The organism is Luteipulveratus mongoliensis, from assembly GCF_001190945.1.
Lineage (GTDB): Bacteria > Actinomycetota > Actinomycetes > Actinomycetales > Dermatophilaceae > Luteipulveratus > Luteipulveratus mongoliensis.
In genome coordinates this window covers 4,182,687-4,194,286 of sequence record NZ_CP011112.1, presented here as the reverse complement: position 1 = coordinate 4,194,286, position 11,600 = coordinate 4,182,687, and the positions used below count along the sequence as shown (strand labels likewise).

Sequence of the window (11,600 nt, the reverse complement as noted above, 5' to 3'; positions counted from 1 at the left end):
CCCCCTCAGCGGGCGGTGCGACGACGCGGCTCATCGACCGTGATTTCCCCCGCAGGCGCGCAGCCACCCTACCCAGAACGGGGAGGGTGGCTGCGTCTGCGCGGTCAGATCGACACGAGCCAGCCGTCACGAACCTCGAACGTGGACGCGCCGATACCGATCCGGTCGCCCTCGCGCAGGTGGGTGCGCTCGATCCGACGTCCGTTGACGAAGGTGCCGTTCCGGCTGCCGAGGTCCTCGATCGCCAGACCCTCGTCGTCAACCGTGATCCGCACGTGCTGGCGCGAGACCAGCATGTCGTCCAGCACGATCGAGTTGGCGCGGCCGCGACCGATGGTCAACGCCTCCTCCGCGGGCTCGTTGCCTGCGGGCGGGGGCACGGCCGGTGCCTGTTGCGTCGGCAGGGCCTCCGCGGCCTCGGCCGGCGCCAGGGGCGCGTTGGCCGCGGACGGCGGTCCGTCGTACGACGGAGGCTGGTGACCCTGCTGGCCCGGCTGCTCGTGAGGTGCCGGCGGCTGGTAGGCCGCGGGGTGGCTCTGCGGCACGGGCGGTTGGTAGGACGGTGGCTGCTGAGCCGGGGACGGGTCGTACGCCGGCTGCTGCTCGCGTGCGACCGGCGCCTCGGCCGGGTAGCCGGCGGAGCCACCCCATGCGGGTGCCTCTGGTGCGGCAGGTGCGGCCGGTGCCGCATTGGCCCAGGGCGAGGCACTGGGTGCCTGCTCGGCACCCCAGCTCGGCCCGCTCTGGGGCAGCCCACTTTGGCCGGGCTCGGCGCCCCAGGCTGAAGGCTCAGGATTGGGGAAGCCTGGAGGAGTGCCCGGCTGGTCCGGCGCATCGGGCTCCGAGGGCCGCTCGGGCACATCGGGACCGGGCTGGCCGGGGAGGTCCGGTGCCGGACGGTCCGGGATATCAGGGATCGAGGCACCTTCGCGCGCGGCCCAGTCGTGCTGCACGTCATGTGCGGTCGGTGCAGCACCGTGGCTGACCCACGGGTCCGCGGGAGCTGCGCTCGGCGCGGCCTGCTCGTGCTGCAGCGGCTGCCAGGCGGCGTCACCACCGGGTGCAGGGGCGTCGAACGACGGTCCTTGCCAGCTCGGCGCAGCGGGTGCCGCGTCCGGAGCCGGGTAAGAAGCGGACGCGGGCTCGTCCTGCATCGGCGGCCGGGAGGGATCCTGCGCCTGAGGCTGGCCGGTCTCGTAGGGGCGAGGCGCGTCGTACGACTGCGGTGCCCCCGCGTCGTACGACGGCTGCGAACCGGCGCCGAACGACTGCTGGCCCGGGTCGTACGCCTGGGGCTGGCCTCCGGCGTTGGCGCCACCTCGGGCCGTCGGGCCTGACCAGGCCGGCGACGGTCCAGGGTTGCCCTGGTCGGCCCACACGATGGAGGAGGCACCATCGGGGCCGGTGCTCGGCGCGGGCTCCTGGCCGTAGGGCTGGAACTGCGCCTGGTCGAACGGCTGGCCGTTCTGCTGGGCAGGGCCACCCTGGTCGGAGTAGCCGCCCGGGTTGTAGGGCTGCTGACCCTGCGCCGGGTCGTAGCCCTGCGGCTGGTAGCCGCCGGCCGCGTGAGCTCCGCCTCCGGGTTGCGACGGGTACTCCGCGTCGCCCGCGCCGTCCTGCGCGCGGTAGGGGTCCTGTGGGTGCGTCATGAGCGGTCTCCAGCCTCAATCAGGTGTCCTGCATGGTCCTTCTCCGTGCCAGCGTATCGCCGTGTGATCTACGTCCTGGCGTCCGTAACCGTCCTTACTACCCTGTGGGTATGAGCAAACAGGGACATGTGCGTACCGGTCGGCACCGCATTGTGATCATCGGATCGGGCTTCGGAGGACTCTTCGCGGCCCGCGCCCTCAAGCGTGCGGACGTCGACATCACCCTGATCTCATCGACCACGCACCACCTGTTCCAGCCGCTGCTCTACCAGGTTGCGACCGGCATCCTGTCCGAGGGACTCATCGCCCCGTCGACTCGTGAGGTGCTGCACCGGCAGCGCAACGTGCAGGTCATCTTCGGTCACGTCGACGAGATCGACCTCGAGGCCAAGCAGGTCGAGGCGAGGGCGCTCGACACCGTCCAGACGTACGACTACGACAGCCTGATCGTCGCGGCCGGTGCCGGGCAGTCCTACTTCGGCAACGACCAGTTCGCCCGGTTCGCGCCGGGTATGAAGTCGATCGATGATGCGCTCGAGCTGCGCGGCCGCATCTTCGGGTCGTTCGAGCTGGCCGAGATCGCCGCCGCAGCAGGTCGGCACGACGAGGTCTCCGCGCTGATGACCTTCGTGGTCGTCGGGGCAGGCCCGACCGGTGTCGAGATGGCCGGCCAGATCTCCGAGCTGTCTCGCCGCACGTTGAAGCGCGACTTCCGCAATATCGACCCGACCGATGCACGCGTTGTGCTCCTGGATGCGGCACCGGCGGTGCTGGGCGCGTTCGGCGACCGCCTCGGCGCCAAGGCGCAGGCCCGGCTCGAGCGCATGGGTGTTGAGGTCCAGCTGGACGCCAAGGTCGTCGACGTGGACGCGACCGGCATTGAGGTGGAGGACAAGGACGGCGAGCACCGTCGTATCGACTCGATCTGCAAGGTCTGGGCAGCCGGCGTACAGGCCAGCGCGCTCGGCAAGCAGCTCGCCGACCAGTCGGGCGCCGGTATCGACCGGTCCGGACGCGTCGAGGTCCAGCCTGACCTGACCCTGCCCGGGCACCCCGAGGTCTTCGTCGTCGGCGACATGATCTCGCTCGACAAGCTCCCCGGCGTCGCCCAGGTGGCGATCCAGGGTGGTCGCTACGCCGCGCGGCAGATCAAGCGCGACCTCAAGGGCGAGCAGCCCGAGGCGCCGTTCAAGTACCACGACAAGGGCAGCATGGCGACGATCTCGCGGTTCAGCGCGGTCGCCAGCATCGGCAAGCTGCGGCTGTCCGGTTTCATCGCCTGGCTGATGTGGCTGGCGGTCCACCTCGTCTACATCATCGGGTTCAAGAGCCGTTTCACGACGATGCTGCACTGGGCCGTTGCGTTCCTCGGGCGCGCTCGCGGCGAGCGCACCTCGACCGAGCAGCAGATCTATGCGCGGCTGGCGATCGAGCGGCTGGGCGATGACTTCACGCCGTCGCTCAACATGGGCAACGGCAGCTCCCGCCCGAAGGCCGCCCAGCCCGACGAGGAGCAGCACACCGCCTGACCGAAGGTCCGACGGAACTCAGTTCCGTTGTGAGGCGGGGTACGGCCCGGCGCCCGAGCAGGCGTACGGCCCGGCCTAGGGTGTCGGGCATGCCGCTGGACTACCCGATCCACCAACGCACCTTGCCCAACGGGCTGCGCGTCGTCATCTCGCCGGACCACAACGTGCCGACCGTGACCGTCAACCTCTGGGTCGACGTCGGCTCACGGCACGAGCCGGAGGGCAAGACCGGTTTTGCGCACCTCTTCGAGCACCTGATGTTCCAGGGCTCGCGCAACGTCGCGGAGGGCGAGCACTTCTCGCGCCTGATGGCCGAGGGTGCCCGGCTCAACGCGACGACCTGGTTCGACCGGACCAACTACTTCGAGACGGTCCCCAAGGGTGCGTTCGAGCTCGCCCTCTGGATGGAGGCCGACCGGCACGGCTACCTGCTGGACGCGGTCAACCAGGCCAACCTGGACAACCAGCGCGACGTGGTCAAGGAGGAGAAGCGGCAGCGTTACGACAACCGTCCCTACGGCCACGCCATGGAAGACGTCTACGCCACGATCTTCCCCAAGGGCCATCCCTACCACCACTCCACGATCGGCTCGATGGAAGACCTCGACGCCGCATCCGTGGACGACGTGCACGAGTTCTTCCGCCGCTACTACGGCCCCAACAACACGGTGCTGACGCTGGTCGGAGACCTGACGCCGGAGGAGGGCTTCGCCGCGGCCGAGCGCTACTTCGGACCGCTGCCGGCCTCCGCGCAGCCACCTCGCGAGGCGGTCGAACCGCTCGCCCCGCTGACCGAGCCCGTACGCCTGGAGCGGGTCGAGGACGTACCGAGCAACCGTCTCTACCTCGCCTTCCGGCTCCCGCCGGCCGGCAGCCCGGAGTTCGACGCCGCCGAGCTGGCGATGGACCTGCTCGCCGGCCTCGCGACCTCGCGGCTCTACCGCCGCATCGTCCGGCGTGAGCAGGTCGCCACGTCGGTGTCCCGTACGGCGATGGGTCTGGTCGACGGGGTGTCGTTGGCGATGCTGGTCGTGGACGCCGCGGACGACGCCGACCTGGATGATGTGGAGGCACGTGTCTGCGAGGAGCTGGAGCGACTCGGCAAGGACGGACCGACCGAGATCGAGATGGAGACGCTGCGCAACGACAGCGAGCGGTGGTGGCTCTCGGCCCTTGCCTCGCACGACGAGCGTGCCGACACGATCAGCCAGTACACCCTGCTGCACGACGACCCAGAGTTCGTGAACACCTACCTCGACCGGGTCGCTGCGGTCAGCGCTGAGCAGATCCGCGACGTCGTCGCGACCTGGCTCGCGCCCCAGTCACGAGCCGTCGTCGCCTACCTGAAGGAGGACGTCGCATGAGCGCCGTGACCACCACCCGCCCGGAGGTCGTAGCCCCTGAGCCCTGGGCGTTCCCGGCTCCGGCGCGGCACGTGCTGGCCAACGGGATGACGGCCCTGATCTACCGGCTGCCGGGCCAGTACGTCACCTCGACCCGTGTCGTCCTGCCCTCAGTGCTGTCCGCAGAGCCGCGCGATCGCGAAGGCGTGGCCTCGATCGTGTCCCGCACGATGGACGAGGGCACCGCGTCACACACGGGCGAAGAACTCGCAGAGCTGTTCGAGCGCAACGGAATTGGTCTCGGCGCTGGTGTCTCGGAGCAGGGGCTCACGGTCGATCTCGACGCCACTACAAGTCGCCTCGGCCAGGCGCTCGACCTCGCGGCGGAGTGTTTGCGCGAGCCGGTCTTCGACCAGGCAGAGGTCGGGCGGCACGTGCGGCAGCGACTGTCCGAGATCGACCACGAGCGAGCGGGTGCGGCATCGCGCGCGGCCATCGAGTGGGTGCAGACGTTCTACACCTCGGCGTCGCGCGGGTCACGCCCGACGAGTGGTGGTCGGGAGACGGTGGAGCCGATCACGAGCGCCGACTGTGCGACGTACCACGCAGCTCACGTCCGACCCGCCGGCGGCACGGTGATCGTCGCGGGTGACGTGGACGAGCAGTCCGCGATCGCTGACCTCGAGCGCACCCTGGGTGCCTGGTCGCCCGAATCTGCTTCTGCTGCAACGGATTCCGCTGAGCCGCGCGATCAGCGTGACGCAGGATCGCAGCGGATCGTCTTCGTGGACCGTCCGGGCTCGGTGCAAACCGAGGTCTACGTCGGCACCGCGGGACCCAACCGGCGCGCTGAGGGAGGTTGGGCGGCGTACCCCGCACTCAGCTTCTTGCTCGGCGGCTCGCCGAGCGCGCGGATCGACGCCGTGCTGCGCGAGGACAAGGGCTACACCTACGGCATGCGGACATCGTTCCGTCCCCGCCGGCATGACGGCCTGTTCATCGCGGCCGGCTCGGTGCGTGGAGATGTGACCGCGGAGTCGTACGGCCTGCTGCTCGACGTGCTCGAGGGCGCGACCGAAGGCTTCACCGCCGAGGAGACCCAGTCGGCGATCGACTACATCGGCAAGACGGCACCGGGTCGATTCGCGACGGCGGACGCGGTGGCGGATGAGGCGGCGCGGCTGCGGCTCGACGGGCTCGACACCGACTTCGTCAGCAGCTATCTGGAGGACGTCCGGGCACTGACGCCCGAGCGGCTGCAGGAGGCATGGAAGTCGGTCGTCGGGAGCTGGACCACCGTCCTGGTGGGCGACGCCGAGGCTCACGCGGATGCCGTACGCGCCCTCGGCCGAGGAGAGGTCACCATCGTCACCTGACGATCGGGCCGCTTGATCGGCGACCGAGGATCGCAAAGAAGTGTTTGCAAAGATGTCTTTGCAGTTGTACCTTCATGGGTATGACCACTCCTGACGGACCCCGCGAAGTCAGCCAGATCGTCCCCGACGCGACCGCGCTCAAAGCCCTCACCCACCCCGTGCGGCTGCGGATGCTCGGCATGCTGCGCATCGATGGTCCGGCGACGGCGACCCAGCTGGCGCAGCGTCTCGACCTCAACTCCGGTGCGACCAGCTATCACCTGCGTCAGCTCGCCCAGCACGGCTTCATCGAGGAGGACGACTCCAAGGGGAGCAAGCGCGATCGGTGGTGGCGCGCCAAGCACGAGTCGACGTCGTTCGCCCATGACCCGGCTGCGCCGGACGCGGACCCGGACGTTGAGCAGGCGAGCCTGGCGTTCACCCAGGCAGCGCTCTCCTGGCAGACGAGCCTGGCGCAGCAATCCGTCCAGGAGTACGCCGAGCTGCCGCCGGAGTGGCGCCGGACCGCAGATCACAGCGACTACACGATCCCGCTGACTGCCGAGCAGGCGATGGCACTGAACCGCCGGCTGCACGAGGTGCTGCGAGAAGTCATGGAGGCGTCGCCGCCGCTCGGAGAGGCGATCCCTGACGACACCGAGCTCTACACGGTGCTCCTCCACTCGTTCCCTTACCCCGGTCGCATCGTGCACCGCAACGAGGAGTCGGAGTCATGAACCGGTCACGCCGCCCCTTCGTCGCGCTCGCGGTCGCCGAGACCTTCTCGATCACCGGCACGCGGCTGTCAACGATCGCGATCCCGTGGCTGGTGCTGACGATGACAGGCAGCGCCACCCTGACCGGCGTCGTGGCCTTCACCGAGATGCTTCCGTACGTCATCGCGAAGGCTCTCGGTGGCCCGCTCATCGACCGTCTGGGCGCCAAACGTATTGCCATCACGTGTGATTCAGCTTCGGTTGCCGTCGTCAGTCTCGTGCCCGTGCTGTACGCCTTGGGCGCGCTCTCGACCGCGGTGCTGCTTCCGATCGTGTTTGTCATGGGTGTCCTGCGTGGACCGTCGGACGGCGCCAAGCAGTCGATGGTGCCGCACGTGGCGGAACAGGCAGGCATGCCGTTGGAGCGCGTGACAGGTGTCGCCGGAGCCATCGAGAGGCTGGGCTCCACGGTGGGCGCCGCCGCAGCCGGTGGCCTGGTCGCGGCGATCGATCCGGCGCCGGCGCTAGCGGTCAATGCGGTGACCTTCGCGATCGCCGCACTCGTCGTGCGGTGGGGGATCCCGGCCATGCGACCCGTGCCACCGGTGGAGGAGACGGATGCGACGACGTACAGGCAAGATCTTCAGGAGGGATGGACCTTCCTGCGCAAGGACGCGGTCCTCGTCGGCATCGTGGTGATGGTCGCGACCACCAACCTCCTCGACCAAGCCTGGTCAACGGTGTTGCTACCAGTGTGGATTCGCGATCAGGGCCACGGTGCCGAGCTGCTCGGCGCGATCTTCGCCGTCTTCTCCGCGTGCTCGATCGGTGGCGCTGCGATCGCCGCGGCCATTGGGGAGCGGCTGCCGCGACTCCCGATCTACGCCGGTGCCTTCCTGCTCACAGGGCTGCCTCGCTTCCTCGTCTTCGTCCTCGACTCGCCGCTCGCAGGGATCTTCGCTGTGCTCGCGATCGGTGGCTTTGCCTCCGGGTTCATCAACCCGATCCTGGGTGCCGTGATCTTCGAGCGCATCCCCAAGGCGCTGGTCGGCCGTGTTGCGTCGCTCAACACCGCACTGTGCTGGGTGCTGATCCCATTCGGCAGTCTTGTAGGCGGAGCCCTGGTGACGCTGATCGGAGTCGGGCCGACGTTGCTGGTGTTCGGTCTGGCTTACTTCGCCACGACGCTCCTCCCGCTGACACGGCGCAGCTTCCGGGAGTTCAGCAAGCGTCCGGTGCCTCGGGCGGAGGATCTGGACCTCACGGCCTGATGCCGGCGACGGACCGGGTGGCCAGGCATCCCCCTGCCAGATGCTCACCCACCCGGTCTGTCCGACCCTGGAGCACTGATCACGCTAGGTGGACTCGGGCCAGGTGGGGAGCCCATTTCCGGTACCGGAAGGCGGACCACCGCCGGCCCGGACGCGACTACCCCGCCGAAACGTGCACTGCCCCGGTGAAATGACGAGTCATTCCACCGGGGGCAGTGTCAGGTACGGCGGGGTAGTCGAGACTCAGAAGGCCGCTGCCAGCACGTCCAGACCCTCGGTGAGGAGCTCATCGCTGATCACCAGCGGCGGCAGCAGACGGATCACGTTGCCGTACGTGCCGCACGTCAGGATCACGACACCCTGCTCGTGGCACTTCTTGGCGACCGCTGCTGTCAGCTCGGCGTCCGGCTCGAGCGTGCCGGGCTTCACGATCTCGACGGCGAGCATGCCGCCCCGACCGCGGATGTCACCGATGGCCGGTACGCGTGCCTGCAGCTCGCGCAGCCGCCCGACGGCCAGTGTCTCGATCGCCTTCGCGCGCTCGACCAGGCCGTCGGACTTCATCGTCTCGATAGCGCCGAGGGCCGCCGCGCACGCGACCGGGTTGCCGCCGTAGGTGCCGCCGAGCCCTCCGCCGTGCACCGAGTCCATCAGCTCCGCGCGCCCGGTCACGGCGGCGAGCGGCAGGCCGCCCGCGATGCCCTTGGCCGTCGTCACGAGATCGGGCACAACGCCTTCGTGGTCGCTCGCGAACCATGCGCCTGTCCGCGCAAACCCGCTCTGCACCTCATCGGCAATGAAGACGATCCCGTTCTTCGTGCACCAATCCGCAAGCGCCGCAAGGAAACCCGGCGCTGGGACGATGAATCCGCCCTCGCCCTGGATGGGCTCGATCACCAGCGCGGCGATGTCGGACGCGCCCACAGCCTTCTCGGCGGCGAGGATCGCGCGCGCGGCTGCCTGCTCACCGGTCATGCCCTCGGGGTCGCGGAACGGGTACGACGTCGGCACCCGATAGATGTCGGAGGCGAACGGACCGAAGCCCTTCTTGTAGGGCATCGCCTTCGCGGTCAGCGCCATCGTCAGGTTGGTACGCCCGTGGTACGCGTGATCGACGGCGACGATCGCCTGCCGGCCCGTCGCGTAGCGCGCGATCTTGACGGCGTTCTCGACCGCCTCGGCGCCCGAGTTGAACAGGGCGGACTTCTTGGCGTGGTCTCCGGGAGTCAGCTCGGCCAGCCGCTCGCACACCTCGATGTAGCCCTCGTAGGGGCTGATCATGAAGCAGGTGTGCGTGAGGTCGGCGACCTGGCGCTGCACGGCCTCGACCACCCGCGGCGCCGACGAACCAACGGTGGTCACGGCAATGCCAGAGCCCAGGTCGATCAGCAGGTTGCCGTCCACGTCCTCGATGACTCCGCTGCCGGCGCGGGCGGCGTACACCGGCATGACCGATCCGACGCCTTGGGCGACGGCGGCGGTACGACGGGCAGCCAGCTCCTGCGAGCGCGGCCCGGGCAGGGCGGTCTTGATCTCGCGGCGCTGGGGGACCTGAGTGGTCACGGCGGCAGTCATGGAGGGCTCCTTCGGGTACGTCGGACGACAGTGGCCGACCGCCGTCATCCTGCCACCGTGCCCGGCGCAGTGAGCACGCCCTCCGGAGTCAGCCGATCGGCAGCTGGTTGGCCGCGTCCTGGCCGAGCCGCGCGAGCACCTCAGCGTGCAGCAGGCCGTTGGTGGAGACACCGTTGCCGCTCCACGGTCCGTCCTTGCCGTCGAGCCCGGTGAAACGCCCGCCGGCCTCCTCGACGATGGGGATGATGGCGGCCATGTCGTGCACTGCGAGCTCGGGCTCCGGGGCGATGTCGACCGCGCCCTCCGCCACCAGCATGTGCGACCAGAAATCGCCGTAGGCGCGCGTCCGCCAGCAGTCGTCCATGAGCGAGAGCAGCTCCTCGCGCCGCCCGATCTTGGACCAGTCCCCGAAGTCTCCGTACGACAACGAGGCGTCCGCGACGCGTGAAACCTTAGATACCGCAATGCGTTTGGCGGATGACAGGCTGCGACCGGTCCAAGCGCCCGAGCCAACGGCGGCCCACCAACGTCGGTTGAGCGCGGGTGCGGCGACCATGCCGAGCACGGGCTTGTCGTCGACGACGAGTCCGATCAGGGTCGCCCAGACCGGGACGCCGCGGACGAAGTTCTTGGTGCCGTCGATGGGATCGATGACCCAGCGGCGCGGACCGTGTCCGGTGGTCTCGTACTCCTCGCCCGACACGGCGTCACGCGGACGGGTGCGCTTGAGCTGGGTGCGGATCAGCTCCTCGGCTGTCAGGTCCGCGTCACTGACCGGCGACAGGTCCGGCTTGGACGTCACGACGAGGTCGGCCGCCTTGAAGCGACTCGTGGTGGTGGGTTCGACCGCGTCGGCCAGCACGTGGGCCAGGCGGAGGTCGTCGTCGTACGTCGGCACGTGGTGACCGTAGCCGACCGCGGACCGTGGTCAGGGGAGTTGACGACCTTGGTCTCACGCGTCGCACGAGGGGCTAGCCGAGCAGGGCCGCGAGGACGGGTCAGTAGTGAGCGACTGCTCAGTGCGCATGATCGGCGGTGAGTCGCTACTCAGTGCGCATCAACGGCTCCGAACGACCCTGGAACGAGCCATTCGTGCACACTCGCGCCCGGCCGCACAGACGCCCTACTCGGTATTGCCTCGGTCCGAATCGCCTCGATCGGTGTCGCCGGACCGCGAGCGCAGCAGCCGGCGCAACGACTCCAGCCGCGACGGCCCAGCCGTGCCGGCGTGACCGTCGGCCACCCACGCGTCCAGCCCACACTCGGGCTCGTCGTGGGTGCAGCCTCGTGGACAGTCCTTGGTGCCCGGCGCGAGGTCCGGGAACAGCGCCGCGATGCGACCCGGGTCGACATGCGCCAGCCCGAATGACCGCACGCCAGGGGTGTCGATGACCCAGCCGCCGTCAGGCAGAGGCAGGGCGACGGCGGAGCTCGACGTGTGCCTGCCGCGGCCAGTCACGGCGTTGACGTGTCCCGTCGCACGGTAGGTCCCTGGCACGAGCTCGTTGACGAGTGTGGACTTGCCGACGCCCGAGTGCCCGACCAGGACGCTGAGCCGTCCGTTGAGCGCGGCCCGGACCTGCTCGACGCCGTCGATGCCGTCATCGGACACGGACGTGACGATGTGGCGTACGTCCAGGGGCGCGTAGCTCCCGAGGAAGTCGGCCGGGTCCTTGAGGTCGGACTTGGTGAGCACGAGCAGCGGGTCCATCCCAGCGTCGTACGCCGCCACGAGGCAGCGGTCGACCATCCGTGGCCGTGGCTCGGGGTCTGCGAGGGCCGTGACGATGACCAGCTGGTCGGCGTTGGCGACCAGCATGCGCTCGACCGGGTCAGTGTCGTCGGCAGTACGACGCAGCACGCTCGTGCGCTTCTCGACCCGGACGATCCTCGCGAGGCTGCCCTCCGCGCCGCTGGTGTCACCGACCAGTCCGACGCGGTCCCCGACCACGATGCTCGTCCGGCCGAGCTCGCGAGCTCGCATCGCGTGCACCACGTGGTCGTCGACGAGGACGGTCCACCGTCCGCGGTCGACCGTGGTCACGAACCCGATGACGGCGTCCTTGTGGGCGGGCCGGTCCTTCGTGCGAGGCCGAGAACCCTTGGGGTTGGGGCGAACTCGGATGTCCCGCTCGTCGTACTCGCGACGCGATGGCACGGGC

General features: G+C 69.4%; 9 protein-coding genes. 5 read left to right on the top strand and 4 right to left on the bottom strand.

What is annotated here, in order from left to right; all coding sequences use genetic code 11:
• Positions 1 to 104: 104 nt before the first annotated feature.
• Positions 105 to 1,649: an FHA domain-containing protein gene (locus VV02_RS19840; protein ID WP_052594354.1), complete on the bottom strand. Its 1,545-nt coding sequence runs from the start codon at positions 1,647 to 1,649 to the stop codon at positions 105 to 107.
• A gap of 110 nt (positions 1,650 to 1,759) precedes the next feature.
• Between VV02_RS19840 and VV02_RS19835 the strand changes: the two genes are divergently transcribed.
• The 5 genes from VV02_RS19835 (at position 1,760) to VV02_RS19815 (ending at position 7,863) form a co-directional block, all read left to right on the top strand.
• Entirely contained in the window at positions 1,760 to 3,178 is a 1,419-nt protein-coding gene (locus tag VV02_RS19835; RefSeq protein WP_052594353.1) for an NAD(P)/FAD-dependent oxidoreductase, read from the top strand.
• Between the two features lie 89 nt (positions 3,179 to 3,267).
• Positions 3,268 to 4,542 (top strand): M16 family metallopeptidase, encoded by a 1,275-nt coding sequence (locus tag VV02_RS19830; protein ID WP_052594351.1) that lies wholly within the window; start codon positions 3,268 to 3,270, stop codon positions 4,540 to 4,542.
• The gene (locus VV02_RS19825; RefSeq protein ID WP_052594349.1) at positions 4,539 to 5,897 is read left to right on the top strand and encodes a M16 family metallopeptidase; all 1,359 of its coding nucleotides are present in this window, start codon (positions 4,539 to 4,541) and stop codon (positions 5,895 to 5,897) included. The genes VV02_RS19830 and VV02_RS19825 overlap by 4 nt, the downstream gene beginning before the upstream one ends.
• Before the next feature lie 80 nt (positions 5,898 to 5,977).
• Positions 5,978 to 6,613: a winged helix-turn-helix domain-containing protein gene (locus VV02_RS19820; RefSeq protein ID WP_218917447.1), complete on the top strand. Its 636-nt coding sequence runs from the start codon at positions 5,978 to 5,980 to the stop codon at positions 6,611 to 6,613.
• Positions 6,610 to 7,863 carry an MFS transporter gene (locus VV02_RS19815; protein WP_052594345.1) on the top strand — a complete coding sequence of 418 codons (1,254 nt, stop codon included), beginning with the start codon at positions 6,610 to 6,612 and terminating at the stop codon, positions 7,861 to 7,863. The genes VV02_RS19820 and VV02_RS19815 overlap by 4 nt, the downstream gene beginning before the upstream one ends.
• A gap of 243 nt (positions 7,864 to 8,106) precedes the next feature.
• Here VV02_RS19815 and gabT read toward each other — a convergent pair whose 3' ends face one another.
• The 3 genes from gabT to rsgA all read right to left on the bottom strand — a co-directional run bounded on the left by gabT (position 8,107) and on the right by rsgA (position 11,596).
• The gene (gabT, locus tag VV02_RS19810; RefSeq protein WP_052594343.1) at positions 8,107 to 9,438 is read right to left on the bottom strand and encodes a 4-aminobutyrate--2-oxoglutarate transaminase; all 1,332 of its coding nucleotides are present in this window, start codon (positions 9,436 to 9,438) and stop codon (positions 8,107 to 8,109) included.
• A gap of 88 nt (positions 9,439 to 9,526) precedes the next feature.
• Positions 9,527 to 10,336 carry an inositol monophosphatase family protein gene (locus tag VV02_RS19805; protein ID WP_052594340.1) on the bottom strand — a complete coding sequence of 270 codons (810 nt, stop codon included), beginning with the start codon at positions 10,334 to 10,336 and terminating at the stop codon, positions 9,527 to 9,529.
• Positions 10,337 to 10,561: 225 nt separating this feature from the next.
• Positions 10,562 to 11,596, bottom strand: a complete 1,035-nt coding sequence (gene rsgA / locus VV02_RS19800) for a ribosome small subunit-dependent GTPase A (RefSeq protein ID WP_052594338.1) — start codon at positions 11,594 to 11,596, stop codon at positions 10,562 to 10,564.
• Between the last annotated feature and the right edge of the window lie 4 nt (positions 11,597 to 11,600).